Raw genomic sequence first — 24,772 nt, forward strand, 5'->3', positions numbered from 1 at the left:
GACTAACGCGCGAAAGGCTTAAATGTAAGGTCAAACTTACAAATATCCCCGTGCCTGCTGTTTCCCCTCGTGGGAGGATGGCGGTATGACGATTCAGCGCCAGCATCGCCCGGCCACGCAGGCCGATGTTGCTCGCGAAGTCGGCGTTTCCCGGACGCTCGTGTCCTTCGCCTTCCGTGGTGCTGCGGGCGTGAGCGACGAGACCAAACAGGCGATTTTCGACGCCGCCAAGCGTCTGGGGTACCGGCAGAACGCGGCAGCCGCCGCCCTGGCAAGCAAGCAGCGCACCGCCGTCGGGCTTTACCTTCTGGACCTCCGGAACGAGGTCTTTTCCGATGTTCTCAACGGCGTGAGCCTGGCGCTGCCGCAGGCGCGCAACCGGCTCATCCTCAGCGTCTCCCGCTCGGTCGGCGGCGAGGACCAGGGGGCCGTTGACTCGCTGATCGAGGCACGGGTGGGGATCATCATCGCCGCGGCGCTGCTGGACCCCGACGAGAGGGTGCGGGAGCTGGCGCAGCTGGTTCCGGTGGTCAGCGTGACGCGCCGGGTGGAGGGCGTGGACAGCGTGTATCCGGACGACCGAGCGGGTGCGCGGGCCGCCGTCGAGCATCTTCTTGGGCTGGGGCATACGCGGATCGCGCATCTGGCCGGGCCGCGTATTGACGGGCATACCGTCCGCCGCGAAACCTACGAGCGGATGATGCGGGCCGCGGGCCTGGCCCCGCAGACCGTGGCGGCCGATGATTTTACCCAGGACGCCGCGGAACGTGTGGCGGCGGAGCTGCTGGCCGGGCCGGACCGTCCGACGGCCGTTTTCACGCACAATGACCAGTTCGCGCTGGGTGTGCGGGAAGCCGCCTACGCGATGGGCCTGACGATTCCCGGGGACCTGTCGCTGGTGGGCTACGACGATTCGCGGACAGCCCGGCTCCACGGCATCGACCTGACCTCCGTGGACCTTCACGCTGTGGAGCTCGGGAAGATTGCCGGAACCGTGGCGCTGGAGCGGCTCGAAGACCCCGGCGCCCCCATTGCGGACAGGTGCATCACGCCGCAGTTGGTGGTCCGCGCATCAACGGCCCCGCTCCGCTAACTCCCTGCCTCCGTCGGTTGGGGTTGCCCCGGGACGGGTCAGCTGCCGCCGATGACGGTGGACCTCGGCACCTGGCGCCCCGGGTCCAGCAGCGCGGCGATGGCTCCGGCGATCTTGGCCCCGCCCTGCACGGAAGGTTCCAGCGCATTCGCGTAGTCGCCGTCCTCGGTGCAGATGATCCGGAGGTCGAGCACGCTGAGGCCGCGGGAAAACGCCGCCCTGGTGACGCAGTCGTTGAAAACCGTGAGGGCGGTCCGGATGATCCGGTAGAAAGGCCCGGCGGAGGGTGTGTCGTAGATGGTGCAGACCGCTGCGGGCAGCCCGGCCGCTGAAAGGGCCGTGGCCATCAGCTCATAGTCGGCGGCGAACCGGTCCTGGGCATCGGCGAACATGGTCACCGACTCCGCCACGGATCGTGCGGGCGCTTCGAGCAGGTGGGCAAACCCGAGCGCATCGTTGCCGCCGGCGCTGACCACGAGGTGGGTGGCGTCGTCGGGAAGGGCACCCAATTGGCGGTTGACCCCGGCGATGAGGTCGCCGTCCAGCGCCAGCAGCGTTGCCTTCCAGCCGGGCGGCAGCGCATCACGCAACTGCTGGGCGACGTCGGGCCCGCCGTCGACGTACGCCTTGTTATCGAAAATCGAGTCCCCGAGCAGGACAATGTGGCCCGCCGTGCTGGTGTCCATGCCGCATCGTCCCACGAAAGGCGAGGTGCTGACGAGGGCAGGGACCGGCTCAGCGCTCGATCCTTACCGCCTCCACCACGTCTTCGAGGTGCAGCCTGTGCATCGTGCCCTGCCTGCAGGACGCAATGCCTCTTGATGAAACTGCCCGCTCTTTGTTGCACTTGAGTACGCAGGTCTGTGGGCGCGCACCGCTTCCTCCGGCGACACCGTGCTCCGACCGCCAAGCCCAGGAGACCGCCATGACCGCCGACCCCGCCAAAAAGCCCTCCGTCCTCTTCGTCTGCGTGCACAACGCCGGCCGCTCCCAGATGGCTGCCGGGTTCCTCGCCAGCCTGGCCCGGGGAGCCATTGAGGTCCGGTCCGCCGGCACCCAGCCGTCGCACGAGGTGAGCCCGTCCGTCGTCGAGGCCATGGCCGACGTCGGCATTGATATCTCCGGCGAGGTCCCCAAGGAGCTCACCACCGATGCCGTCCAGGAAGCCGACGTCGTGATCACCATGGGCTGCGGCGACGAGTGCCCGGTGTTCCCCGGCAAGCGCTACGAAGACTGGGAGCTCGCCGATCCCGCGGGCAAGGGCATCGAGTCGGTCCGCCCGATCCGCGACGAAATCCGGACGCGCGTCGAGGCCCTGGTCACCGAACTGCTGCCCGCCCGGCACGCCGACGCCCAGTGACAGTTTCCGGAAACAAGCCCGAAGAAAAGCCTGAAGAGAAGGAGCCAGCAGTGAGTAAGAACGCCAAGTCCGAGGACGCCGGCACAGGGGACGCCAGCACAGGGGACGCCGGCACCACCGAAACCAGCAGTGCAAAGGTCACCAGCGAACAGCTGATCATCGTCGGCTCCGGGCCTGCCGGCTACACCGCCGCGATCTATGCCGCCCGGGCCGGCCTGAAACCGCTGGTCCTGGCGGGATCGGTCACGGCCGGCGGCGCGCTGATGAACACCACCGAGGTGGAGAACTTCCCCGGTTTCCCGGAGGGTGTCCAGGGCCCGGAGCTAATGGACGGCCTGCAGCAGCAGGCGGAGAAGTTCGGTGCGCAGGTGGTGTTCGACGACGCCACGTCCGTTCAGCTCAAAGGTCACCTCAAGCGTGTGGTCACCGGCGGCGGCGAGACCTACGAGGCCCCGGCGGTCATCCTGGCCACCGGCTCGGCGTACAAGGAGCTCGGGCTGGCGGAGGAGAAACAGTTCAGCGGCCACGGCGTCTCCTGGTGCGCCACCTGCGACGGGTTCTTCTTCCGCGACCAGGACATCATCGTGGTGGGCGGCGGTGATTCCGCGATGGAGGAGGCCACGTTCCTGACCCGCTTCGGGAAGTCCGTGACCGTCGTCGTCCGCAAGGGCGAGCTGCGCGCCTCCCGCATCATGGCGCAGCGGGCCAAGGACAACCCGAAGATCGCATTCGCGTGGAACTCGGCCGTCACCGCGATCCACGGCAACGGCAAGGTCAGTGGCGTCACCCTGACCGACACCCGCACGGGCGAAACCCGGAAGCAACCAGCCACCGGGCTGTTCGTGGCGATCGGGCACGTGCCGCGCACCGAGCTGGTGGCCGGGCAGGTGGAGCTCGACGGCGAGGGGTACATCAAGGTGGATTCGCCCACCACCTGCACCAATCTGAGTGGCGTGTTCGCATGCGGGGACGCCGTGGACCACCGCTACCGCCAGGCGATCACCGCCGCCGGCACCGGATGCGCCGCGGCCCTCGACGCCGAGCGCTACCTGGCCGCGCTGGAGGACGCGGACAGCATCGCTACGGCGCTGGTCGAGGAGCCCACACACGCCTGAGCGGTACCGCCGCCGCCAGCCGGTTCGCAGCCTCGCTGATCAGTGCCCGCTGATCAGTGCCCCGGTTCGGCCTCGTTTGGTGGCTGGTTTTCCGTTGGCTCCTTGAGGCGCTCCTCGTCCGTGGATTCGGGGGCAATGACGGGGGAAAACGCGTCGGCCAGCAGATCCGGAGTGCTTTTGTCGCTGTCCGGAACGGGAGCATCGTCGGAGGGAACATCGCTCATGCCCCCACGATAGGACGCGGTTTCAGGCATGTCGAGCCATTTAAGGGACGGCGGCGGCTGGGGGGGCCGCCCTGGTCTCAGACAGGCGGCACCGCCGCCGGCCCAGCCCCGGTGGTCGACTTAATTATCATCCTCGCTCGATCCAAAAAGAAGTGGGAGTTGGCGCTTGGCTAGCAAAAACTGCACACCCCCAAGCTGGTGGCCTGGGGCAACAGTAAGGCAACGGTTCGGTGGCGGGGACCAGCTTTTCCCAAGTCCGTGCGTACAGAATCAGGGGGTCCCGACGGCGGACAGCGCCTATCCGACGGCGGGCATGGCAGCCGGACCCGCCAGCATTCCCCCCAGTCCGCCGGATCCGGCTGCCGCCCCCACCATGCGCCCGCGCGGCTAATGCGGGCAGCGCCACCCGGTCTAGACAAACTTCCGCACCCGCCCCCAGCCTGGATCGTACGTGTGGGCCACCTCCACGTTGTTCCGCGTCCGGGCAAAACGGTCGAAGCTGTCCCGTCCGTTCTGGTCCTCGGAATCGCTGTAGCAGTGCAGCACGCGGAGTCCGCTGGACGTTTCCGATGCCACGACAGTGCCGCGGGGTCCGAGCGCCGTCTCCAGGTCCTTTTCGAGATGGAGCAGTCCCATCAGCGCCTCCCCGTCAGGCAATCCATCGTCCGGCAGTCCGTCACTCCCGGTCCGCCGGTAGCTGATCCGGACAGAGGTGTGCAGGTCCAGCAGCGGGTGGTCGACCCATCGCAGGGGCCGCAGGGCGCAGACGATCACCCGGTGCCCCGAGGAAGTCTTGGCCTCCCGCATCGTCCAGCGGGGGGCCGGGTTTCGGGTTGCCACCGCCTGGAAGAATTCGGGAACGACGGCGGCGGGCTGGCTGTCCCGGGGATCGGTCCGGGTCACGTGGATGGCGCCGACCCAGCGTTGGACACCGTCTTCGCCGAGGAGCCAATCCACCAGCAGACGCGCCGCGTGGCGGCAGTCGTTCGTGCCCATATCCTTGAACGCCGGGTGGAAAACGGTGAGTTCTGCCAAAGCGCTTCGGTCGTCCCAGTCCACTGCGATCCGGGCCAGCCCCAGGTCCACCTCCCCGCCCAGGCCTTCGAGGGTGCCGGTCAGTACGTCCGGCTGGGCCTGCCTTGCCGCGGCGAATTCCCAGGTCTCAGTGGGTGGGGGAGCAGCCCGCCGCCACCGTTCGGCCAGGACCCGCAGCCGGGGATCCCCGCCGCCGGAGACGCAGAGCCGGTGCCGTGAACGGGAGCCGGGCCCGGTCTCCCAGCGCAGCTCGGGGTGGATCGCCATCACCATGGCGCCGATCATTTCCGGGAGATCGCCGTAGACGCCGGTCATGACGGCTGCCGTGATGAGGCCGGCTCCCGCCACTGACCACCAGCGCCAGAAAGCGCCCACCGCTTCCGTCTCCGCTGCCTTGTTCAGCTTCCGCACCAACTCCATCGGACCTCCTCGTCGTTCCGGTGTTCGCGCCATCTAATCCTGTTGAAGGATGATGCAGGCGCAGACTCAAGAAGAAGGCAATGTAGCCGCAGGTTCAGCGCAAGACTCAGCCCCAGCTCTGCACCCCCGGGCCTGGGTCCCGGGTCCCGGGCGCCCAACTGACTCGCAGTTGTTGTCGTTTTCAGCCCTCAAAACGACAACAACTGCGAGTTACTTGGGTGAACGGGAGAGCCGAACCTCGCGGGGACCGGCCGGGTACCCGCGGTGGCGGCTGGCGAAGATGATGACAAGCGCCACGGCCAGGGGAACAGCCGCGGCAAGCGGCACGAACAGCGCGCCGACCGCGTTGAGGGCCAGCGCACCATAGGCGGCACCGACGGCGATGCCCAGCTGGATGGTCACCACGGCCAGCCCGTTGGCAGCGTCCTTGTGCTCGCCGCCCGCGCGAAGGATTGCGGCCTGGTTGTAGATGCCGGTGGCGCCGAAGGTGATGCCCCAGAGGGTCAGGAGGGCCAGGCTTCCGGTCCACGTACCGCCGAGCGCGGGCAGCAGGGCGAAGCTGGCCAGGAGCAGTGCCACGCCGGCCAGGATGGAGCCCCGCGGCCGGGCGTCCGCCGTGAGGCCGGCGATCCAGATGCCCACCAGGCTGGCGACGCCGATGACGGACAGCGAGATGCCGGTGGCGTTATCCGGCAGGCCCGCGGCGAGGAGGAACGGGGCGATGTAGGTGAACAGGGCGAAGTGGCCCAGGAGCAGCAGCGGCCAGGCGGTGGCGACGGCAATGACCCCGGGCAGCGCCATGGCAGCCCGCAGCGACGGCGCCGCGTCCCGGCCGGCGTCGGACGCCGGGGGCAGCAAACGGATGGCCAGCAGTGCGAGGAGCGCGGCGATCCCGGCCAGGACAAGGAAGGATGTGCGCCAGGACAGCACGGACCCCATCATGGTGCCGAGCGGGGCGCCGACGGCCAGGGCGATGCTGTTGCCGCTGAACACGATCGCCATCGCCTTGCCCACAGAATGGGCCGGCACGATCCTCGCAACGTACGGGGCCATGCTGGACCAGAGGAGGCCGTGGGCCACGCCGCCGAGGAGCCGGGCGGCAACCGCCAGGCCCAGGGTGGGGCTGGCGGCCAACAGCACGTTGCTCAGCGCGAAGGCAAGCACGGTGGCGATCAGCAGGGTCTTGCGCGGCATCCGGCCGCCGAGCAGCCTCGACAGGGGCAGCGCCGTGATCACAATGACGGCGGCGTAGGCGGCGGTCAGCGAGCCGACGGCTGATTCCACCACGCCCAGGTCGCGGCTGATCTGCGGCAGCAGCCCCGACGGCAGGAGCTCGGTGGTGACGGCGGTGAACCCGGCCATGGCCAGGATGAGCAGGCCTCCCCGCGGGATCCCGGCGCTGCGGGCCGGCAGATCGGAGGGGACGGCGGACTGGGCCCGTGGGGCCTGCGTCGGGGTTCCGGGGGCGGAGAATTCTTGGGTCACGTATCTTCCTGAAAGTTTCGTAATGGGTGTCGCCTGTCCGCCTGCCCGGCTGGAATGGCCGACGGCGGGCCGGCCCCTTAAGGGACCGGCCCGCCGTCGGGCGTTAACCGCCTTAGAGGGTGGCGGTGTCAATCACGAAGCGGTAGCGCACGTCCGAGGCGAGGACGCGCTCGTAGGCTTCGTTGATCTTCTCGGCGGGGATGACCTCGATCTCGGCGCCGATGCCGTGCTCGGCGCAGAAGTCGAGCATCTCCTGGGTTTCGCGGATGCCGCCGATCATGGAACCGGCGAAGGAACGTCGTCCGCCGATGAGCGCGAACGCGTTGACCGGGAGCGGCTCGGCCGGGGCGCCGACGTTGACCAGCGCGCCGTCGAGGGACAGCAGCTGCAGGTAGGAGCTGATGTCGATCGAGGCGCTGACAGTGTTGATGATCAGGTCGAAGCTGCCGGCGAGGGCTTCGAACGTGCCGGCGTCGCTCGTGGCGTAGTAGTGGTCCGCGCCGAGGCGCAGTCCGTCTTCCTGCTTCTTGAGCGACTGGGACAGGACGGTGACCTCGGCGCCCAGGGCGTGGGCGAGCTTGACGGCCATGTGGCCCAGTCCGCCGAGCCCGACGATGGCGACCTTCTTGCCGGGGCCGGCACCCCAGCGCTTCAGCGGGGAAAAGGTGGTGATGCCCGCGCACAAAAGGGGAGCGGCGACGTCGAGCTCGATGCCCTCCGGAATGGTGACGACGAAGTCCTCGACCACCACCACGTGGGTGGAGTAGCCGCCCTGGGTGATGGTGCCGTCGCGGTCGACGGCGCCGTACGTGCCGACCATTCCCTTCAGGCAGTACTGCTCCTCGCCGGCGAGGCAGTTGGCGCACTCCTTGCAGGAGTTGACCATGCAGCCGACGCCCACCCGGTCGCCGACCTTGTGGCGGGTCACCTCGGAGCCCACCTCGGTGACGATGCCGGCGATCTCGTGGCCGGGTGCGAGCGGGTACTGCTGCGGGCCCCAGTCGCCGCGGACGGTGTGGATGTCGGAGTGGCAGATGCCGGCGTACTTGATTTCGATGAGAACGTCGTGCGGGCCGACGTCGCGGCGTTCGATGGTGGTGGGGATGAGGTCTTCGGAAGCGGAGGGCGCGGCGTAGGCGTTGACGGTAGGCATGGTTCTCCTAGGTGTCGGTGTGGGTGGAACGGGCCGCAGATGAAAGGGTTCGGCCGTCTCTTCATCTACTGAACCCCATCGCGGTGGCGTGAGGCAGACCCTGCTGTAAGGGGTAACCACAGGAACCCCCAAGTCTCTTCCCTGTTTCGCGCGGCAATTTCAATTTGCCGGCGCGCGGGGAGGGGACTTGTTGATATCTACCCTAGGGACACTGCCGTGAAACGTGGGAGTCCCTGTCAGTGCCTGTCACGCGCCGGAGTGTCGCCTTTACTGTGGGAGCAGGCCTTATGGTCCCGGTCAACAAGCAGGGAATGGAGCAACCGGAGTGGCGAGAATATTCATCACCGGTTCTGCCGGCGGACTCGGCCTGAATGCTGCCAGGGCGCTGATTCAGCAGGGCCACGACGTGGTGCTGCACGCACGTCATGAGTCGCGTTTCGCGGATGCCGGCGCGGTCCGGGACCAGGCCGTCGGAACCGTCGTCGGTGATCTGGCCGGCCTCGCAGAGACGGTGCGGGTGGCGGAACAGGCAGCCCAGTACGGCCCGTACGATGCCGTCATCCATAACGCCGGGGTGTACAGCGGCAATGAGATCTTTTCGGTGAACACGGTGGCGCCGTACGTGCTGACCGCGCTCATGGCCCGGCCGCGCCGCGTGGTGTACATCAGCAGCGGCATGCACCGGTGGGGCACGCCTGACCTGCGGGGAATCGACTGGAGGAACGCGGCGCGGCGGCCAGCGGCCTACTCGGACAGCAAGCTGTACGTCACGACGCTCTCGGCCGTGGTGGCCAGCCGCTGGCCGGACACCGAAAGCAACGCGGTGGACCCCGGCTGGGTTCCCACGCGGATGGGCGGGCGCAGCGCACCCGACGACCTGGAGCTGGGGCACGTCACGCAGGTATGGCTCGCCACCCGAGATTCTGCGGGGGACCGCGTGTCCGGCGGCTATTGGTTCCACCAGCAGCGCCGCGAGCCGCATGAGGCCGTGAACGATGCGGCGTTCCAGGCAGAACTGCTCGAAGCGCTGGAGCGGTACACGGGCGTCGCGCTTCCGTAGCCCCGGTCAGCGGCGGGTGAGGAGGCCGCGCACCAGCGTCAGGCCCTGGCCCAGGTTGATCGAGGGCAGGTACGCGCGGGTGATGGCGTTGGCGATCGCGGGCAGGGCAGCCGCGTCCGGAAAGAGCAGGTACATGGGCTCATAGTCCGGCTTGAACTTCGCCTTGAACGCCAGCAGGGACCGGAACCCATACACCGGTTCGAGTGCGGCGCCGAGCCAGTCGAGCATCCGGTCCAGGCCGCCGCTCGCGTCGGGCCCGGAGACGGTTCCCCCGGCATGGCCGCCAACGGACCCGGCAGCGGAACGGCCAGCCGGACCCCTGCCAGCAACCGAAGCGGAAGGCACCCGCGCCAGCGGCGCCCCGGACAGGCTCATGAACTCGCACCCCTCGTCCTGCAGGCTCAGCGCGGCAGACGCGATGAGGAAGTCGATGCTCGCGCGGAAGCCGTCGCCGCGCCGCCGCATGAAGTCCAGCGTCCAGCCCACCACGTATCCGTTACGGTAGACGGGCAGCCACGACGCCACGGCGTGGACGGTGTGGTCGGCGTCGATCGCCAGCAGGCAGCGGACCTCGGGGTCGTCCAGCTCATCCAGGCTGCCCAGCGTGAAGCCCATCTCCGGGACCTTCTTATCCGCCACCCACTCCTCTGAAATCGCCTCGATCTGCGCCTGGACAGCAAGAGGCGCCCGCGCAAACGTGGTCCATTCGGCGCGGATTCCCGCCTTGACGGCCCGGTTCAGCGCGGTGCGGATATCCTGGAATTTCTTGCCCCGGAAGGACACCTCGTCCAGCCGCAGCACGGTTTCCTGCGCCACCTGCACCGAGCCCCAGCCCAGGGAACCGGCCAGGCCCCGCAGCTCCTCGGACACGAAGTAGAAGCACGGCGTCCATCCGCTGAACCTGCAATGCCGGGCGAATCCGGTGAACGCCTCCTCCCGCTCGGAGCGCGGACCCACGGGGGGCCCGAGCGCCACGGCCACCCCGCTGCGCACCCGGTACGCGATGAAGCTCGAGCCGGAGAACCAGTAGCTGTTCCCGTCCCACGTGGTCATCCAGGAGAGCGAGCCGCCGCCGTGCGACTTCAGGATCCTCCGCGCCCGCTCCTCGTCCGCGCTGTGCCGGCCGTGGGCCGGACGCAGGAACGTCCTGAGCAGCAGTGCTCCGGTCCACGCCCAGAACACAACGCCGATGCTTTCGTAAAGCACGACGGCGGCGGTGCTTTCGGGGAAAAACGCCGGTGAGCGGTCCACCAGGAAACCGAGGGGAAGGAACCTGTCCGGGACGTCCGCCAGCAGCTGGACCAGCCCGGGCGCGGGCGTGAATCCGGTGGCCAGCAGGAGGCCCAGGCCCACATACACAACGCTCAGCAGAATAAAGGCATTCAGAACCCGGCGCACCAGCCGCAAGTACGTTCCGCGGGGTGCCCGTACCGGGAAAAGGTTCCTGCCGGCCAGCAGGAGCAGCGTCAGGAAGACGGGCAGGAGCATCGGCAGCACCAGGCTGAGCGGGTGCGAATACCCGGACAGCTCGATCCCGCCCACACCCTCGCGTGACGGCAAACCAGGACCCGGCGGCGGCAGGAGCACCCCGGCAATCGTGACGGCCGCCAGCAGCGACAGCGAGGCCTGGATCAGCAGCGCGCCGGCCCAGGCGAACCGCCGGCCACGCCGCAGCCCGTCCGCGAACAGGAGCAGCAGGAACGAGGGCAGGATGGCCATGAAAATGCCGCCCGCCCCGGCCCGTAGTTGGAGCTGGGCGGCGGCGCAGTCCCTGAGGTCGGCCGGGCGGGTGCAGGACGCCTGCAGCGCCGCGGGGTCCACGGGCTGGATGTTCGTGAACAAGTATTTGAGCACGGAAAGAGGTCCGACGGCGTGCGGTGCCAGTCCCGCGACCACCGGCCCGATAGCCGCAACCGTCAGGAGCAGCGCCACCAGAATCCGGGCCTCGTGCCGGGAGACGGCGGGCCTGCCGAAGCGCGGCCGGCGGCCCAGCAGCACAGGGCCCAGTAACCCTCCTGCCGCGGCGGCGCCGAGCCGGACCAGGTCCTCGAAGCCACCGGCATACATCGCGAACAGCAGCAGCACGGCCAGGATGACCACGCGGATCCGCCGCCGCCACAGAGTGGAAAGAGAAGCCGTGGCAGCCATCGCGGCCGCGCAGGCCAGGGCGCTCGGCCCGAGGAAGAAGTGCCCGCTCAGGTCACGGATCCAGCTGCCCATCAGTCCCCTGGCCACAGCGAGGAACCCGAGCGTCGCCACGATCCCCAGCACGTGCCCGGCCAGCGCCGCCGAGGCGAACTTCCGGGATCCAAAGCGGCGTTCCAACGGGAGCCCGGCCAAAAGCACCACGAGTGTGCCCACGAGGTACCCGGCAAGGTCCCGCTCCCAGAAGGCGGAGAGCAGCACGGCATACCAGTGGTCCGGCACCGAACGTGAAGTCACCGCAACGTGCGGCAACAACGGCAGGCCGGAGGGGATGCCGGCGGACAGGGAGCCCGTGGCCCAGAAAAGGACAACAAAGCTGAGGGTGGCGGGGGAGCCGCGCAGAACCCTGGCCCATCCCGCGGGTGTCCGGTAGCCGGAGGGTACCTGTCGTCCCGGGTCCGGCTGCCGCATGGGTGAGTGGCTCCTTTCAAAGGGCTATTCGATTGTTCCACACGCGAAGGCCCAACTGACTCGCAGTTGTTGTCGTTATGAGCCTTCAAAACGACATTAACTGCGAGTCAGTTGGGCCAGGAGAAACCCTAGTGGCCAGCGGTGTGCGTCGCGGTGGACCCGGTAGCGGCGGACTCGGTCACGGCGCCTTCGGTGCCGTCGGCGTTGAGGACCCGGTAGCGGGTGATCATGCCGGCGCTGATGTGGTCGTTGACGTGGCAGTGGAAGAGCCAGGTTCCCACGTCGTCCGGGACCATGTCCGCCACCACCATGCTGGCCGGCAGGAGGTTCACCACGTCGGTGCGCATGCCGAGAGCGGTCACCGTGTTGCCGTGCCAGTGCGGGGTGTGCAGGTCCACCTCGGTGCCCATGCCCATCAGGTACCAGCGCACGCGCTCGCCCTTCTTCATGGTCAGGGCCTCCAGCGGTTCGTTGCCATACACGTAGCCGTTGATGGAGTGCATGAGGTTGCTCTCGTGGAATTCCTCATCATCCACCTTCACGGTGGAGGGCTTGCCGGCGAACTTGTCGATGTTGCGCTGCAGGTACGGGCTGGCGTTCTCGTCGCTGACCTTGAACTGCAGGAAGAACTCGCGGTCGACGTCGTTCGGGGTGCCGTCAGCTCGGGCATTGCTGGCCCGGGTGATCACCATCGGACCGACGAGTCCCGAGTAGTCGTCCGCCACCTCGTCCGTGTGCGAGTGGTACATCCACATCACGGAGCTGCCGTCCATCGGACCCGGACCCGCCCGCTCCGGCACCTCGTAGCTGTAGGTGTACGTGGCACCCGGGGCCACGCCGTCGTCGTTCTTCGCCGCGCCGGACGTGCCGTCCGCGTACGGCGCGCCCTCGCTGCTCTTGTCGTAGAACACGCCGTGGACATGGACCGACGCCGGCCGGTCCAGGTTGTTCTTGAAGACCACCTTGATCGTGTCCCCGACGACGCCGCGGATCACCGGGCCCTGGAAGCCCAGGTGCTCCTCGGCCGGGGTCCGCTGCTTGAGGGTCTTGAACGTGGCGTCGGTGTAGGCCTGGTAGAGCGACTTGATGTACGTGCTGCCGATCCGGTTGGGCCCCTGCTTGGTGAACACCGAGGCGTCCCCGTCGAAGGGTTCGCCGGTGATCTGGTTCTTGCCGGTGGGTGCGTAGTTCCACTCCACCTCGTCTGCGGCGATGTAGTAGGTGCGGGTCTGCGGGACGTACGTTGCGGCGGTGCTGACCTTGGCGGTCGCACCGGATGCAAAGAACAGCGGCGCCAGCGCGGCCAGGATCCCCATAAGAATCGTTCCGATGACCCAAGCCGGCGGCACCGTTTGAGACCGTGGCGCCCTGAATAGTCCATGGTTCTCCATGGCGTTCCTCCCCTGAATTGGTTGCCTGCCGCAACGGCCGGCTCGATGGACAGGACGCTAGGTGCGTCCGCTTGTGAAATTCTTGGGGGCCTCAGTCGGGTGGGCGGACCACCACCCAGCTGGGGGAAGTCCCGGGAAGCGGCGCAGGCTTTTCCCAACCGGCGGAGTGGATGGTTGGCCTCGGCAACCAAATGTTGCCTTTGCTGCCCCGGCAAAGAAGAACGTACGACGTCGGTCCGCACCACGCGCGGACCGCGCACCCGAGCCTGTCACCACCGCACGCAACGCACCCTCATGAGTACAGGAACCCTGTTCCTGCACGTCCCGCACAGGAACGCTTCCGCCCAGGAAAAGTCCCGCCCAGGAACAACGGCACCTCCGAAAGGACCAGCCATGAGGACCAGCAATGTTCGGCCCGGCACCATCCGAAAGCTCACCATTCTCTGCGCCGCCGCCGGCCTGATCGCCACCGGCGGGGTCGGCACCGCCCTGGCCAAGGGAGGCGGCGGCGGAACAGCCAAGCCGCCCAAGGGGATCGTCTCCCCGTGGGTGGTTCCCACGCTGCCCACCCCGCCCTTATCCGTCCCCGCAGCCCAGCTGCACGGCTTCGACGACACCGGCCTCGCCCGCAACGCCACCGTCGACGGCAGCGCCTGCCCCACCGCGGACCCATCAGACTTCGGCGGCAGCGTAACCATCAACGGCGTCGTCATCACCATTCCCTGCAGCCTCATCGTCCAGATGCCGGCCAACACGCTGAGCTGGGCAGACTTCGTCCACGGCACCGGCGGCAGCGCACCGCTGGGCACCGACGGCCTGGAGCTGCGGGCCGTGGGCAACATCGTCGGCGCGAAGCACATCGCCGGCCTGGCCTTCGTCTCCCAGCAGTCGGCGAACACCGGCCGCGGCGAAATCACCGGGATCGATTACGCCAACGGCGCCCTGAAGATCGCCAACGCGGCCGGCGGCACCGTGACCGTGCAGCTGAACGACCCCAAAATCGCCGGCCTGCACGACAGCGCGGGCGCGGACACGGGCCGGTTCAGCAACGGCCAGTCGCCCGACAACCGCTTCAGCGTGGACCAGGACAACCCCACCGTGCACGCCGCCACCGGATACCCGATGTGCATCCCGCGCACGGATCCCGGCGTGAAGGACGATCCGCTCTGCCCGCAGAAGAACCGGCCGCTCGCCCCGGGCTGCCGCAACTTCAGCATCGCCGGCGTCGCCTTGCCGGCCAGCGGCGAACTCTCAGCCCCGGCGCCCGGGCAGAAGTACTGCTCGCAGTACGTGATGCCGGCCTTCACCGGACTTCCGACGACGGGCCCGGACCCGTCGCAGCAGGCACCGTTTGAGGTGGGGGACACCGTGGACTACTCGGGCACGCTCTTCCACGGCACCGAGGACTACATCTCGGCCCACACCATCGAGGCCAACCTGGGCATCTACACCCAGCCGGGCACCCAGCCCAGCTACCTGGCGATCGGCGAGTTCGGCGTCGGCACGGCAGATCCGCTGGCAACGGGCGTCAACGGGGCAGCGCAGGAAACCCAGGACCGCATCTTCCTCGAGGCCGAAACCACGGACGTCAAGACCGCCGTCGACATCTACTACGAGGACCACAACCCGGACGGCTCGGTCCGCAACCGCTGGATCACGCCGTTTGAAATGACCGGCGAGAACGGTGTTCCCATCAGCGGCCCCACCGGCGGCATCACCACCCAGAACACCGGGGCCCAGCCGCAGCGGGCACGCCTGCGGGCCACCAAGGCGCCGAACGGGCTGCTGAGCCAGCCGGACCGGACCGTCCGGGTGGGCGTGCGCAGCCTCTGCCTGCCGACGCCGGTCAACGTCACCACCACCACGATCAACCAGGCCGCCCTGGACGCGTGCTTCAAGAACGCGCCCACCCGGGCCAACGGGCTGCAGCCGGGGCAGTACATTGCACCCGTGTTCGAGTACATCTTCCCGGAGAATGTGAAGCCGGGCGATCAGATTGTGCCGAACGACCTCTGGCACCTGCCGTTCCTCGTGAACGGCGAGGGCACCGGCAACACAGCCGCCCTGGTGCCGTCGCCGTGGTGACCGGCCGGCTCTCATGAACCACCGGTCGGTGCTGTGGCGGGGACTCGCTTCGGCGGTCCTCGCCGCTGCCGCGCTCGCAGCATGCAGCCAGCCGCCGCAGGTAGTGCCGCCTGTCACCGCATCCCTGGGAACTACGCCGGCGGCGGCGAGCCGGCCGCCGGCAGCTGTCCCGCCGTCGTCCTCTATGAACGGGGGCACGACGACGGACGCGGCTTCCGTTCAGGCCGGCGGCCGGCGTCGTGGTTCTGGAGGCAACGGGGGTGACGGCGAGGGCGGAGAAGGCGCCCGCACGCTGCCGGCCCTGCCCGCGGACTGGCCGGCGGACGTTCCCGTTCCGCCCGGCCGGCTGCAGGGATCGGGCGGCACAGCCGGAGCGTGGACCATTCTGCTGACGATCCCGGGCGGCGCGGACGAGGTGCTCGCGTCGGCTGAGGCTTTCTACGAGTCGAACGGCTTCACCAGGACGGGCAGCGGCCAGCTGCGGAGGGGGCCGTACTCGGTGGTGATGGTGGCCAGGAACCGGGACCACTCGGCGGCACAGACGGACCTGACCATCTCCTTGGAGTTTTTGTCCGGATAATCGACTTTAGCGACGAATATCCGGACAAAAACTCCAGGGCTTGTTCGGAGCACCGAGGGCGCGGTAGTCTCAGCCGGCGGTGCGGTAGGCGTCGGCATCCAGCGCGTGCCGGCCGTCCACGATGGTCCGCCGCTGCACCAGGGCGCCGAGGGCGGAGGGGTCGGCGCGGCGGAAGATGTCCCATTCGGTGAGGAGGGCCACCACCTCGGCCCCGGATACCGCAGCTTCGAGGCTTTCCGCGCCTGCCTAGGAAAACCCTGTGGTGGCACCCCCGAAATGGGTTGGCCGGCAAGGAATGGGGGTCGGTCGCTGTGCCTTTTTTCCATGGTGCAGCCGCGAGTCTGGGAGTTAGTGCAGTCAGTGTTGGTGAGGCACGTGCGAGTCTGAGGGCGGTGCATGGTGAGGAAGTTGTTGTTGCTGCTGCTGTTGATTCCGGTACTTGCCGTGGCCGGCGGCCAGGTCTGCCGTGAGGTGTATGGCGGACCCGGGGACACCACCTCGCCCGGCGTCGTCGTCCCGGGACCAAGCGGCGAACTGGGGCCAGGCGCCGGTCCGACGACGGCTGCACCGCGGCCGTTCCCCCCGTCGCCGTCGTCGGGGTCCATCGCCGCCGTCAACCATTAGGGGTGTGCGCTGGGCCGGGGCCTAAAACGGCGCACATCGCTGCAGAGGTATGCCGCCTGTTGTCATAAGGCACCGGGCCCGGGGAGGGCTTCGCCGTTCCCGGTGCCAGCCGGTTGTCGCGCGGCAGACGAGTGCCCGGCAAGCAAAACTCTCCCGGGTACACCTTGGAAAAACCTTTGGCGTGCCAACGCACTGGTGGTACCCCGGGGTTCGCTCCGGCCGGCCTGTTCGGCGTCCGACAAATCTGTCACCCTCCGACCGGAGGCGTAACCTGAAAGAGGCCGGCGGCGGACCGGCCCGATGGTCCCCATGCCAGAGGGCACACCCAGCCCGTCGTCGGTCTCGTGCTTAGCACCACGGTGGCCCGCCTTTGCGGAAGGGCTACCCGCCCCACACCGAGAACGAGCCGGAGTGCCCGGTGATCACGCTTTGGTAGATGACGAACAGGCCGGCGAGCACGCCCAGGGCCAGTGCCGCGACGCGGGCGGGGCGGGACCGCTGGAGTGCGGCCAGCGCCGGAATGCGCTCGGCCAGGGGCGTGAACGTCGCGGCGAGCATCAGCAGCACCAGGAAGAAAAACACGACGGCGGTCACCTTCAGGATGTCGCCCTGCCTGGCATGCGCCTGGATGGCGGCGGCAGCACCCCGTGTTTCCTGCAGCTGCTCACCTGCGGAGGCTGCGATCAGCGTCAGCGGGGCCAGGATCAGTGCCAGCGCGCCCAGCGGCCAGGCGAGGTACCGGCGGGTCGGGCGGGCCAGGCCGTAGATGACGGCGCCCAGGCCGGCGAGTGGCCCGAAGACGACGACGCCGTGGACCAGGAGAATGTGGGCCGGAAGGCCGCCGATCAGCAACAAAGGATGCTCCTTGCAGGTCAGAGGGGCGCGGGCACCTTGAATCTAACACCGGGGGAGCCGGTGACCTATGGGGTGGGGCCAGCCAAAGTGCCGGCCCGACTGCCGGCCGGACTGCCTAAACGTCGGCGTGCGGCCAGAGCCCGGATGCCCAACCCGGCCAGCCCGACTGTCAGTGCCAGCAGGACTGTGGGAAGCGCCCCGCCGTCGGGTCCGAGGGTTGCCGCCAGGATCTGCCGGCTCATCAGCAGCATCTCCTGCAGGTCGCCGGCCAGCACGCGTGTCCCGAGGACGTAGCTGACGGAGGTGAACAGGGCCGGGACCACCCACAGCAGGGACAGGTCGGCGAGCCACACAAGGGCCCGACGCGCGGGCCGCAGACCGCACCACGCCAGGGCGCAGCCCACGATGAGCGCCGGGATCCACCGCGCCACCGTCGGCACCGCGGTGGGGACATTGATGTGCCCCACGAAGCCGACCACCCACTCAACAGCCCACGACGTGGCCGGCACCGCCATCAGTCCGGCGCCCAGGGCGACCAGTGCCCGTCGCCTCGAAACGAGGAGCAGGAACGCCGCGAGGCCCGCGGCGATGCACGCAATGACGCCGGCCAGCAGCCCCGCGAAATAGATGCCCGCCATCGTCTCGTCCGCCAGGCCGCCCTCGAGCACCGTGAATGACTGGACCGCGGCCGTGAACTGTACCGCGAGCGCGCCGGACGCTGCGCACCATGCCGTCAGCCGGCGTCGGACGGGGTTCCAGATGCGCACGGCGAGTCCGGCCGCCGCGCCGCCGGTGGTGAGGAGCGCCACGAGGGTGGTGAGTTCGTACTGGCTCAGCGGCAGCAGCGAGACCGGCATCCGGTCCGGGAGGACCTCGGTGCCCCACAGGTTCTGTAGCGGCAGCTGCGCCCCGGTGATCAGCCACGGCGCCAGGCCGAGCAGGCCTGCCAGGATTCCGAGCAGCCAGCCCAGTACCGCGTCTTTGCCGGGCGTCCGCCTTGCCTGCTCAACGGGACGTGTCTGTTCCGGCAGGCTCATGGTGGCTCCTTGCGTGCATCGGCGGTTGGGGACAGCGCGCAAGTTGCGGGCAGGAAGAATAATAATACACCGAATGGATTAATATATCCGGCCGGGTAGCGGGCGCGAACGGACAGCTGCGGCCCCAAATAAGGTGGCAAATGGGGCCACAAGTGTCCGTTCGAGCTTCAGTTGCCGGAAATATTTCACAAACCGGGGAACTTTTTAGGAATTTCCCGCAGCGCTCGAACGTTCCTTGGATAACGCCACAGGCGTACCGCGCCAGGGGCGTAAGGGAGAGGACGAGGCGATGAAACACATCGGCCGATTTGGACCCCGAAACTCCGCTGCGGACGCAACGGCACCACATCCCTGGAGCCGTTATGTGGCAATGGGAGATTCGTTTACCGAAGGTGTCGGCGATCCCGAAGAACGCTGCGCCGGAGGGCTCCGGGGCTGGGCGGACCGGGTGGCAGAGGAGCTCAGTGCTGAGCGGAAGGACTTTGCCTACGCCAACCTGGCCATCCGTGGCCTGCTCTTGGACCAGATTCTTGACCGGCAGACCGAACCGGCGCTGGAGCTGAAGCCGGATCTGATAACGCTGTCGGCCGGCGGCAATGACATGGTGTTCCACCGGACCGACCCGGACAAGCTGGCGGCCAAGCTGGAAGCCGGCGTCGTACGGCTCAGCGCCACAGGGGCCACCATCATGCTGTTTGCCGGGCCGGACTGGCGGCGGACGCCTATCCTGGGGCGGAGCCGCTCCCGGATAGCCATCTTCAACGAGAACATCCGGATTGTCGCCGCCGCCCATGACTGCCTGCTGGTGGATCTGTGGACCCTGCCGGGGCTCCGTGATCCGCGGATGTGGGACCCGGACCGGCTGCACTTCTCGCCGCTGGGCCACCACACCATCGCCATGCAGGTGCTGAACACGCTGCAGGTGCAGCACTCGCTCCAGCCGCTGGAGCCGAAGGCGCTGCCGAACAGCAGCTGGCGCGACGCCCGGGCCGGGGACCTCGCCTGGGCGCGGAACTACTTCCTGCCGTGGGCATGGCAGCGGATCGCGATGCAACGCGCCGCCCTGCCGCTCGTCCACGACCCCGCGCCGGCACCCCTGATGCCTAAGCGGCCGGTGTTCGCCCCGGTGTACGCCGTGCGGACGGTTGCGGTTAAGGCGGCGGCTGAGTTCCTGGCGTAGCCGCGCGGACCAGCGGTGCAGGCAGGTGAACGTACGACGGCGGGTTGTTACCCGCCGTCGTCAGCGTCAGCTTGCGGCGGGGGCGAGGTCGATCTGCTCGAACTCTTCTGCGGTGGTGTTGGCTTTGATCCAGTTGATCACGTCCTGCCGGTCGGTGCGGTAGGAAAAGTTCGTCCCCTTGCAGTAACGGTTGTGGTTGAACGACGTGATGCCGGTGATGATGTTGGACTCTGAGGTGCCGTAGAACAGCGGGCCGCCGGAGTCAGCGTTGCAGGTTCCGCCGAGGCCGTTGCCGTTGCCGTTGGTCTGGACGTTGTAGCCGTCGGCGCTGGCGCTGTTGAGATTTGTCAGCTTGGACTCGGCCATGAGCCGTTCCCGGAAGGAGGTCTCGCCTGCTGACGGACTGGCAGCGGAGATTCCGAAGCCGCTGGACGTGAAGGTCGTCTCCCGCTGCCCGCGCTTGGAGGCCAGCGAGTTGAGGGTTCCGGCTGCCGCGAGGCGGCCATATTCGCTGAGCGCTATGGGTTGGTCCAGGATCACCAGACCGGCGTCCTTGGTTTCGGGCACCGCGTCCATGCTGGTGTAGCCGTAGTTGTACATCTCATGCGAGGTGGCGCACTGGGTCCCCTCGGTTCCCGCGGCGCAGGCGCTCGGGTAGCCGGTGTCCGGATCAATCCCGGTTGCCGGGCTCCAGTCCACGCCGGCGTCCTGCTGGAAGTAGACCCGTGCCGAGGAAGCGCCTGCCGTGCAGTGCCCCGCGGTGAGGAACACCGTCGGCGTCAGCAGGGAGCCGGAGCACCTGTGGTTGAATCCGCTATTGGAATCGTAGAAGACGATCAGCCCCACGAAGGGATGCTCGGTGTCCTTGACGTAGTCGCCGGTGATCGCACCGGCAGGACCGGCCGACGTCATGGCCAGCATCGCGGCAACGGCCAGCGCGCCGCTTGTGGCCCGCAACTTTTTCAAAATGCGCATAAAAGCCCCAGCTTCCTTTTGCACAGCGCCAGGAAGCGCACATCAGTGTACGCGGTGGCCGCCAAAGTGTTCGTCACCGCCTAAACGGGACGGTGACTCAAGATACCACCCGGACGGGTGTCCCGGTGCTCCTGGGTGACGTCGGCTGGGCTTGCGCCGCCGGCCTCAGCGATGGGGGGAAGCCGGGGCCGACGGCTGGATGCCAGTGTGGCGCGGGAACCTTGCAAAAACCTCGGTGAACCGTGCCCCTCCTGAGCCCCTGCTTTTGTTGCCGGAGTCCGAGGTTTTCCGCTGGTTTCTTCAGCGGGCGCGACACCAACACGGGGGTCTGTGCCCTTGAGTACCTGCCTCTGAATAAACCCCTACTGGTTCAGAGGATCCATGTACCCGATTAAGTCCCGCAGTCCAGAACGGGTATCGCATTTGCTTGCCTGAGGAAACTGATTCTTCTAGCCTCTGAACTGAACGGTCATGTGGCTGGGGAGTCCCCGTTCAATCTGGTTGCCAGGGTGCGCCGGTTGCCACCCAGGCAGCCCGACATGCGCGCTGGGACCAACGTGGTAGCGGCGCTTTGGGTTCGCACCAACGGGAGATGCCATGTTTCGGTCAGCACAACGAAGAACCACCCGACATCACATGTTGATTCTGTTCACCGCGCTTGCCCTTTCGCTTGGCGGTTCGTGGGCCACCTTTGCACCGGCCTTCGCCGAAACTGCAGGTCCAGGGGAGGCACACTCAAGCCCTCCTCCGGCTGCCGCCGAAGGAGCCGGCTTATCAGGGGCAGGCGCCGCAGTGGAAGGGCAGGTGCAGGGGTCGCCCGCGGCGCAGCCCGCTACGACACCCGCGGACGCCGAGTCCGCCCCGGAGGTAGCCGCCCCCGAGGTCGCCGCACCGCAGATCGCAGCCCCGGCCGCGCCCGCTCAGGACGTTGCCGCTCCGGACGCTGTGGCCACGTTGCCTTCAACGCCGGACGGCGCCAACCCGGCGGACGTTCCTATAGCAGATCCGGCGGCTGAGGCCGCCGCCGCTAAGCGACCTGAAATTGGTATCGGTGCGGCCGCAGACCCGCCCCCGACAGCTGACGTCCAAGTGGAGAGCCCTGCTGCCGGTTCCAGTTCCGCCGGAACCTCCGGCTCTGCATCGGAGGGCAAGGGTAAGCGCGAGGGCGAAAATGAGCACTCGACGAAGAAGGGGGCGATCATCGTCACAAAGAAGGTTGAAGGCGTGGCGGACCGCTACGAATGGTCCTTTGACTTCATCCTGTCCCGGGACCATGGCAAAGACGGTGTGTCACGGACGGCATCGGGCACGGGACCGGGGAAGGACACCGTAACCTTTGACGGCCTGGATACCGGCGGCACCTACACCCTGCAGGAGGGCCGTGAAGACGGCTGGGCCGGTGGAGACCTGGACTGTGACGGAGTCGCTGACAAGGACAGCCATGCAGCGGGAATGCAGCTCGCCTTTCCTCGGCACGGCGAAAAGATCTACTGCACGGTCACTAACACTGCCCGGGCCGGCGAGGTGACGCTTACCAAGAAGGTTGCCGGCGCCCGGGCGGATTACAAATGGTCGTTCCCTTTCACCATCGAGCCCTCAGTCCACGGTGACAAAGCAACCAAGTACGCCACCAGCAGTGATCCCCGCATTCACTGGGACGGGCTGCTCGCCGGGCAGCGCTACACCATCACCGAGAAGGTGCCGCAGGGCTGGACGGCCGGAAAAATCGTGTGCGAGGCGCAGGGAAACGGATATGGCGGCCGTGACAAGGCGTCAACGGAAAGGGCCCATGCCAGTTTCACCGCCGACGCCGGTGATGACATCAAATGTGCTGTAACCAACACCCTCGAGAAGGAGCGAAAGGGCCGGATCGTCATCGTCAAGACGGTGGACGGGGACGACGCAACGTTCCATTTCACCGGCTCGCGGGTGGGCGGCTCATCCGAAGCGGGCAAGGACTTCGACATCAGGACTGTGGAGGGCAAGGGCCGCAAAGTCTTCAATGACGTCGAACCGGGAAAGTACAGCGTGGCAGAAAAGGACTTCTACCCGGACTATGTGGCCGGTACGCCCTCCTGCACCGGCTCCCACAAGGGCGAAGCCTGGGAGGGAACGTCCAAACACGGGGTTGTTATCGACCTGGACCGCGGGGAGACCGTGACCTGCACCTTTGAAAATATCCAGACTGCAAAGGTCATCATCGACAAGGTCACCGATCCTGCGAAAGACCCCACGAAGTTCGATTTTCACTGGTCGCGCGACGGCAGGGTCGTTCAGGAATTCACCCTCACCGACAGGCAGGAACCCGAAGTTTTCGAGGGGCTGTCACCCTACCGGGAGTGGCAGATTACGGAGCTGGAGCGCTCCGGTTGGAACCTCGACGACCTCACCTGCATGCAGGACGGCGAGGACTTCGACGGCGCTGACATCAGGAACGCCACTGCAGTTCTGGATCTGGGGCCGGGCGATGTGGTGACGTGCACCTTCTCGAACCAGAAGAAGCACGACCATGAGGGATCCGGCGGAGCCGTTCCGCAGGTGCCTGTCGTCGATATCCCGGAGCAGCCTGAGCAGCCGGAATCACCCGAAATCGTGGTCGAGGCGCCGGAACAGCCGGAAGCTGAAGCCGAGACCAGCGAACTGCCGCTGACCGGCGCACAATCCACCAACCTGGTCTGGCCCTCCGCGGCCCTGCTGCTGGCGGGCAGCGGGCTGGTTGCGGCCGTGCGTCCACGGCGCCGTCGCCAGGTGTAAGGCGCCGTCGCAGTAATCGCCCATCACGATCGGACCGCCCTGGCTGGCGGTCCGTTCGTGCGTCCAGGCCAGCACGACGGCGGTGCGCAGGCATGCTTGGTCCGGATCCGATCCGCCGGAAGGGAGAAGGGAGGTTCAGGCTCCCGCGCAACCTTGACCGCAGACATAGATGAATGTGAATATTTACATGTGTCTATGTCTATGGAACTGACTCCGGTTCAAACGGTTGCGTGCTGCTCCCCGCTGGCCCGGGAACCGCTCTCCGCATCCGAGGCGGAAGGCATCGCCCCGCTGCTGAAGGCGCTGGCCGATCCCGTGCGGCTCCGGCTGATGTCACTTGTCGCCTCCCATGAGGGCGGCGAGGCCTGCGTCTGCGACCTGAACGACGCATTCGAGCTGTCGCAGCCGACCATCAGCCACCACCTGAAGCTGCTGCATGAAGTGGGCCTACTGGACCGCGAGAAGCGGGGTGTCTGGGTCTATTACCGGGCGCGTACCGAGGCGCTGGAAAACCTGGCAGCCCTGATCGGGGGACAGGCGAAGTGACCGTGCTGATGAGGCGGGCCGGTGCAGAGTTCGCCGGCACGGCGTTCCTGGTCATGGCCATCGTCGGGTCCGGCGTGATGGCGTCCAGGCTTTCCCCGGACGACGTCGGCCTGCAGCTCCTGCAGAACAGCCTCGCCACAGGCGCCGCCCTGGTGGCGCTGATCGTGGCGCTGCAGCCGGTTTCGGCGTCGTTCAATCCGGTGGTGACGCTGGCGGACCGGGCACTGGGCATGATCGACTCGAGGGCTGCCCTGGCACTGATCGCCGCGCAGTTCCTCGGCGGCCTGGCCGGGACAGTACTGGCGAACCTGATGTTCGATGTCGGCCCCGTCACCTTCTCCAGCCACGAACGCACCGGCGCCGGTCTTTGGGTCGGTGAGGTCATGGCCACGGTCGGGCTGCTGCTCATCGTGTTCGGCACGGTCCGCTCCGGCAGGGCGGACCGGGTGGCGTTCGCCGTCGGCGGCTACATCACCGCGGCGTACTGGTTCACCAGCTCCACCAGCTTCGCCAACCCCGCGGTGACGGTCGCCCGGACCATCACCGATACCTTCGCCGGGATCGCGCCGGCCTCCGCGCCCGGCTTCATCCTGGCGCAGCTGCTCGGCGGCGCCGCCGGGTTCGTCCTGGTCCGCCTTCTGTACCCAACACTTGTCCCGGCCACTGCCACAGCCGCCGCGGAAGCGGCCATCCGAAAGGTGCCCTCATGACCGGAAAGCCTTCCGTCCTCTTCGTCTGCGTCCACAACGCCGGGCGCTCCCAGATGGCGGCCGCGTTCCTCACCACCCTGTCGCAGGGCGGCATCGAGGTCCGCTCGGCCGGATCCCAGCCCGCGGAGAAGGTCAACCCGTCCGCCGTCGAGGCCATGGCCGAGGTCGGCATCGACATGTCCGCGGAGATACCCAAAGTCCTCACCACCGAGGCCGTCAAGGAGTCCGACGTCGTCATCACCATGGGCTGCGGCGATGAATGCCCGTACTTCCCCGGCAAGCGCTACGAGGACTGGGTCCTGGAGGATCCGGCCGGCAAAGGCGTGGACTCCGTCCGCCCCATCCGCGACGAGATCAAGACCCGCGTGGAGGCCCTGATCGCCTCCCTGACCCCGGCCTCGGCATAAGCAAACCCGCTAGGGGAGGAGGTGACACGCATGAACACCGGCTGCTGCGACGACAACTGCTGCGACG

General features: G+C 67.7%; 22 protein-coding genes and 1 pseudogene. 12 read left to right on the forward strand and 11 right to left on the reverse strand.

All coding sequences use genetic code 11. From position 1 onward, the window contains the following. The first annotated feature begins 85 nt into the window (after positions 1 to 85). Entirely contained in the window at positions 86 to 1,093 is a 1,008-nt protein-coding gene (locus ABIE00_RS03735; RefSeq protein WP_354256895.1) for a LacI family DNA-binding transcriptional regulator, read from the forward strand. 38 nt (positions 1,094 to 1,131) lie between these two features. Here ABIE00_RS03735 and ABIE00_RS03740 read toward each other — a convergent pair whose 3' ends face one another. Further along, positions 1,132 to 1,779 carry a GDSL-type esterase/lipase family protein gene (locus ABIE00_RS03740; protein WP_354256898.1) on the reverse strand — a complete coding sequence of 216 codons (648 nt, stop codon included), beginning with the start codon at positions 1,777 to 1,779 and terminating at the stop codon, positions 1,132 to 1,134. A 239-nt stretch (positions 1,780 to 2,018) separates the two neighbouring features. On the opposite strand from ABIE00_RS03740, the gene ABIE00_RS03745 reads away from it, so the two are divergent. Together ABIE00_RS03745 and trxB are read left to right on the forward strand one after the other, a co-directional pair. Next, positions 2,019 to 2,453, forward strand: coding sequence for an arsenate reductase ArsC (locus ABIE00_RS03745; protein WP_354256901.1), 435 nt, complete (start codon positions 2,019 to 2,021; stop codon positions 2,451 to 2,453). A 152-nt stretch (positions 2,454 to 2,605) separates the two neighbouring features. Continuing rightward, positions 2,606 to 3,568 carry a thioredoxin-disulfide reductase gene (gene trxB / locus ABIE00_RS03750; protein WP_354263260.1) on the forward strand — a complete coding sequence of 321 codons (963 nt, stop codon included), beginning with the start codon at positions 2,606 to 2,608 and terminating at the stop codon, positions 3,566 to 3,568. 53 nt (positions 3,569 to 3,621) lie between these two features. Here the strand turns inward: trxB and ABIE00_RS03755 are convergent, their stop codons facing one another. The 4 genes from ABIE00_RS03755 to ABIE00_RS03770 all read right to left on the reverse strand — a co-directional run bounded on the left by ABIE00_RS03755 (position 3,622) and on the right by ABIE00_RS03770 (position 7,885). Beyond that, complete coding sequence (locus ABIE00_RS03755; RefSeq protein ID WP_354256905.1) at positions 3,622 to 3,792, reverse strand: hypothetical protein; 171 nt, start codon at positions 3,790 to 3,792, stop codon at positions 3,622 to 3,624. A 411-nt stretch (positions 3,793 to 4,203) separates the two neighbouring features. Further along, the gene (locus ABIE00_RS03760; RefSeq protein ID WP_354256908.1) at positions 4,204 to 5,247 is read right to left on the reverse strand and encodes a hypothetical protein; all 1,044 of its coding nucleotides are present in this window, start codon (positions 5,245 to 5,247) and stop codon (positions 4,204 to 4,206) included. A 210-nt stretch (positions 5,248 to 5,457) separates the two neighbouring features. Continuing rightward, positions 5,458 to 6,732, reverse strand: a complete 1,275-nt coding sequence (locus ABIE00_RS03765; protein WP_502914194.1) for an MFS transporter — start codon at positions 6,730 to 6,732, stop codon at positions 5,458 to 5,460. Between the two features lie 112 nt (positions 6,733 to 6,844). Further along, positions 6,845 to 7,885 (reverse strand): NAD(P)-dependent alcohol dehydrogenase, encoded by a 1,041-nt coding sequence (locus ABIE00_RS03770; RefSeq protein WP_354256912.1) that lies wholly within the window; start codon positions 7,883 to 7,885, stop codon positions 6,845 to 6,847. A 325-nt stretch (positions 7,886 to 8,210) separates the two neighbouring features. Between ABIE00_RS03770 and ABIE00_RS03775 the strand changes: the two genes are divergently transcribed. Next, positions 8,211 to 8,945 carry an SDR family NAD(P)-dependent oxidoreductase gene (locus ABIE00_RS03775; RefSeq protein ID WP_354256915.1) on the forward strand — a complete coding sequence of 245 codons (735 nt, stop codon included), beginning with the start codon at positions 8,211 to 8,213 and terminating at the stop codon, positions 8,943 to 8,945. Positions 8,946 to 8,951: 6 nt separating this feature from the next. Here ABIE00_RS03775 and ABIE00_RS03780 read toward each other — a convergent pair whose 3' ends face one another. Then, positions 8,952 to 11,561: a bifunctional lysylphosphatidylglycerol flippase/synthetase MprF gene (locus ABIE00_RS03780; protein WP_354256918.1), complete on the reverse strand. Its 2,610-nt coding sequence runs from the start codon at positions 11,559 to 11,561 to the stop codon at positions 8,952 to 8,954. Between the two features lie 128 nt (positions 11,562 to 11,689). Beyond that, complete coding sequence (locus ABIE00_RS03785) at positions 11,690 to 12,952, reverse strand: multicopper oxidase domain-containing protein (RefSeq protein ID WP_354256921.1); 1,263 nt, start codon at positions 12,950 to 12,952, stop codon at positions 11,690 to 11,692. A gap of 393 nt (positions 12,953 to 13,345) precedes the next feature. Between ABIE00_RS03785 and ABIE00_RS03790 the strand changes: the two genes are divergently transcribed. Next, complete coding sequence (locus tag ABIE00_RS03790) at positions 13,346 to 15,037, forward strand: hypothetical protein (RefSeq protein WP_354256924.1); 1,692 nt, start codon at positions 13,346 to 13,348, stop codon at positions 15,035 to 15,037. A 13-nt stretch (positions 15,038 to 15,050) separates the two neighbouring features. Further along, positions 15,051 to 15,617 carry a hypothetical protein gene (locus tag ABIE00_RS03795; protein ID WP_354256927.1) on the forward strand — a complete coding sequence of 189 codons (567 nt, stop codon included), beginning with the start codon at positions 15,051 to 15,053 and terminating at the stop codon, positions 15,615 to 15,617. Positions 15,618 to 15,686: 69 nt separating this feature from the next. On the opposite strand, the pseudogene ABIE00_RS03800 reads toward ABIE00_RS03795, so the two are convergent. Further along, a pseudogene (locus tag ABIE00_RS03800) lies at positions 15,687 to 15,842 on the reverse strand (UDP-glucose 6-dehydrogenase); the annotation flags it as partial. A gap of 189 nt (positions 15,843 to 16,031) precedes the next feature. On the opposite strand from ABIE00_RS03800, the gene ABIE00_RS03805 reads away from it, so the two are divergent. Next, complete coding sequence (locus ABIE00_RS03805) at positions 16,032 to 16,241, forward strand: hypothetical protein (RefSeq protein ID WP_354256929.1); 210 nt, start codon at positions 16,032 to 16,034, stop codon at positions 16,239 to 16,241. Positions 16,242 to 16,622: 381 nt separating this feature from the next. Here the strand turns inward: ABIE00_RS03805 and ABIE00_RS03810 are convergent, their stop codons facing one another. Both ABIE00_RS03810 and ABIE00_RS03815 read right to left on the reverse strand, forming a co-directional pair. Further along, positions 16,623 to 17,096: a hypothetical protein gene (locus ABIE00_RS03810; RefSeq protein ID WP_354256932.1), complete on the reverse strand. Its 474-nt coding sequence runs from the start codon at positions 17,094 to 17,096 to the stop codon at positions 16,623 to 16,625. A gap of 65 nt (positions 17,097 to 17,161) precedes the next feature. Next, entirely contained in the window at positions 17,162 to 18,133 is a 972-nt protein-coding gene (locus ABIE00_RS03815; protein ID WP_354256935.1) for a hypothetical protein, read from the reverse strand. A 370-nt stretch (positions 18,134 to 18,503) separates the two neighbouring features. On the opposite strand from ABIE00_RS03815, the gene ABIE00_RS03820 reads away from it, so the two are divergent. After that, positions 18,504 to 19,313 carry an SGNH/GDSL hydrolase family protein gene (locus tag ABIE00_RS03820; RefSeq protein ID WP_354263262.1) on the forward strand — a complete coding sequence of 270 codons (810 nt, stop codon included), beginning with the start codon at positions 18,504 to 18,506 and terminating at the stop codon, positions 19,311 to 19,313. 66 nt (positions 19,314 to 19,379) lie between these two features. Here the strand turns inward: ABIE00_RS03820 and ABIE00_RS03825 are convergent, their stop codons facing one another. Further along, entirely contained in the window at positions 19,380 to 20,288 is a 909-nt protein-coding gene (locus ABIE00_RS03825; protein ID WP_354256937.1) for a trypsin-like serine protease, read from the reverse strand. 804 nt (positions 20,289 to 21,092) lie between these two features. On the opposite strand from ABIE00_RS03825, the gene ABIE00_RS03830 reads away from it, so the two are divergent. The 4 genes from ABIE00_RS03830 (at position 21,093) to ABIE00_RS03845 (ending at position 24,705) form a co-directional block, all read left to right on the forward strand. Beyond that, the gene (locus tag ABIE00_RS03830; RefSeq protein ID WP_354256940.1) at positions 21,093 to 23,042 is read left to right on the forward strand and encodes a prealbumin-like fold domain-containing protein; all 1,950 of its coding nucleotides are present in this window, start codon (positions 21,093 to 21,095) and stop codon (positions 23,040 to 23,042) included. Between the two features lie 195 nt (positions 23,043 to 23,237). Beyond that, on the forward strand, positions 23,238 to 23,588 hold the full coding sequence (locus ABIE00_RS03835) for a metalloregulator ArsR/SmtB family transcription factor (RefSeq protein WP_354256943.1): 351 nt from the start codon (positions 23,238 to 23,240) through the stop codon (positions 23,586 to 23,588). Next, positions 23,585 to 24,298 carry an aquaporin gene (locus tag ABIE00_RS03840; protein ID WP_354256945.1) on the forward strand — a complete coding sequence of 238 codons (714 nt, stop codon included), beginning with the start codon at positions 23,585 to 23,587 and terminating at the stop codon, positions 24,296 to 24,298. The genes ABIE00_RS03835 and ABIE00_RS03840 overlap by 4 nt, the downstream gene beginning before the upstream one ends. Beyond that, positions 24,295 to 24,705 (forward strand): arsenate reductase ArsC, encoded by a 411-nt coding sequence (locus ABIE00_RS03845; RefSeq protein ID WP_331574219.1) that lies wholly within the window; start codon positions 24,295 to 24,297, stop codon positions 24,703 to 24,705. Before ABIE00_RS03840 ends, ABIE00_RS03845 begins: the two co-directional genes overlap by 4 nt. Positions 24,706 to 24,772: the final 67 nt, after the last annotated feature.

This window comes from Arthrobacter sp. OAP107, assembly GCF_040546765.1.
Lineage (GTDB): Bacteria > Actinomycetota > Actinomycetes > Actinomycetales > Micrococcaceae > Arthrobacter.

Bases quoted from the DNA above. Each gene is read 5' to 3' on its own strand.
- ABIE00_RS03760 (WP_354256908.1), bottom strand. From the start codon at position 5,247: ATGGAGTTGGTGCGGAAGCTGAACAAGGCAGCGGAGACGGAAGCGGTG.
- ABIE00_RS03785 (WP_354256921.1), bottom strand. From the start codon at position 12,952: ATGGAGAACCATGGACTATTCAGGGCGCCACGGTCTCAAACGGTGCCG.
- ABIE00_RS03770 (WP_354256912.1), bottom strand. From the start codon at position 7,885: ATGCCTACCGTCAACGCCTACGCCGCGCCCTCCGCTTCCGAAGACCTC.
- ABIE00_RS03845 (WP_331574219.1), top strand. From the start codon at position 24,295: ATGACCGGAAAGCCTTCCGTCCTCTTCGTCTGCGTCCACAACGCCGGG.
- ABIE00_RS03825 (WP_354256937.1), bottom strand. From the start codon at position 20,288: ATGCGCATTTTGAAAAAGTTGCGGGCCACAAGCGGCGCGCTGGCCGTT.
- ABIE00_RS03820 (WP_354263262.1), top strand. From the start codon at position 18,504: ATGGGAGATTCGTTTACCGAAGGTGTCGGCGATCCCGAAGAACGCTGC.
- ABIE00_RS03795 (WP_354256927.1), top strand. From the start codon at position 15,051: ATGAACCACCGGTCGGTGCTGTGGCGGGGACTCGCTTCGGCGGTCCTC.
- ABIE00_RS03815 (WP_354256935.1), bottom strand. From the start codon at position 18,133: ATGAGCCTGCCGGAACAGACACGTCCCGTTGAGCAGGCAAGGCGGACG.
- ABIE00_RS03835 (WP_354256943.1), top strand. From the start codon at position 23,238: ATGTCTATGGAACTGACTCCGGTTCAAACGGTTGCGTGCTGCTCCCCG.
- ABIE00_RS03755 (WP_354256905.1), bottom strand. From the start codon at position 3,792: ATGAGCGATGTTCCCTCCGACGATGCTCCCGTTCCGGACAGCGACAAA.
- ABIE00_RS03780 (WP_354256918.1), bottom strand. From the start codon at position 11,561: ATGCGGCAGCCGGACCCGGGACGACAGGTACCCTCCGGCTACCGGACA.
- ABIE00_RS03735 (WP_354256895.1), top strand. From the start codon at position 86: ATGACGATTCAGCGCCAGCATCGCCCGGCCACGCAGGCCGATGTTGCT.
- ABIE00_RS03745 (WP_354256901.1), top strand. From the start codon at position 2,019: ATGACCGCCGACCCCGCCAAAAAGCCCTCCGTCCTCTTCGTCTGCGTG.
- ABIE00_RS03790 (WP_354256924.1), top strand. From the start codon at position 13,346: ATGAGGACCAGCAATGTTCGGCCCGGCACCATCCGAAAGCTCACCATT.
- ABIE00_RS03740 (WP_354256898.1), bottom strand. From the start codon at position 1,779: ATGGACACCAGCACGGCGGGCCACATTGTCCTGCTCGGGGACTCGATT.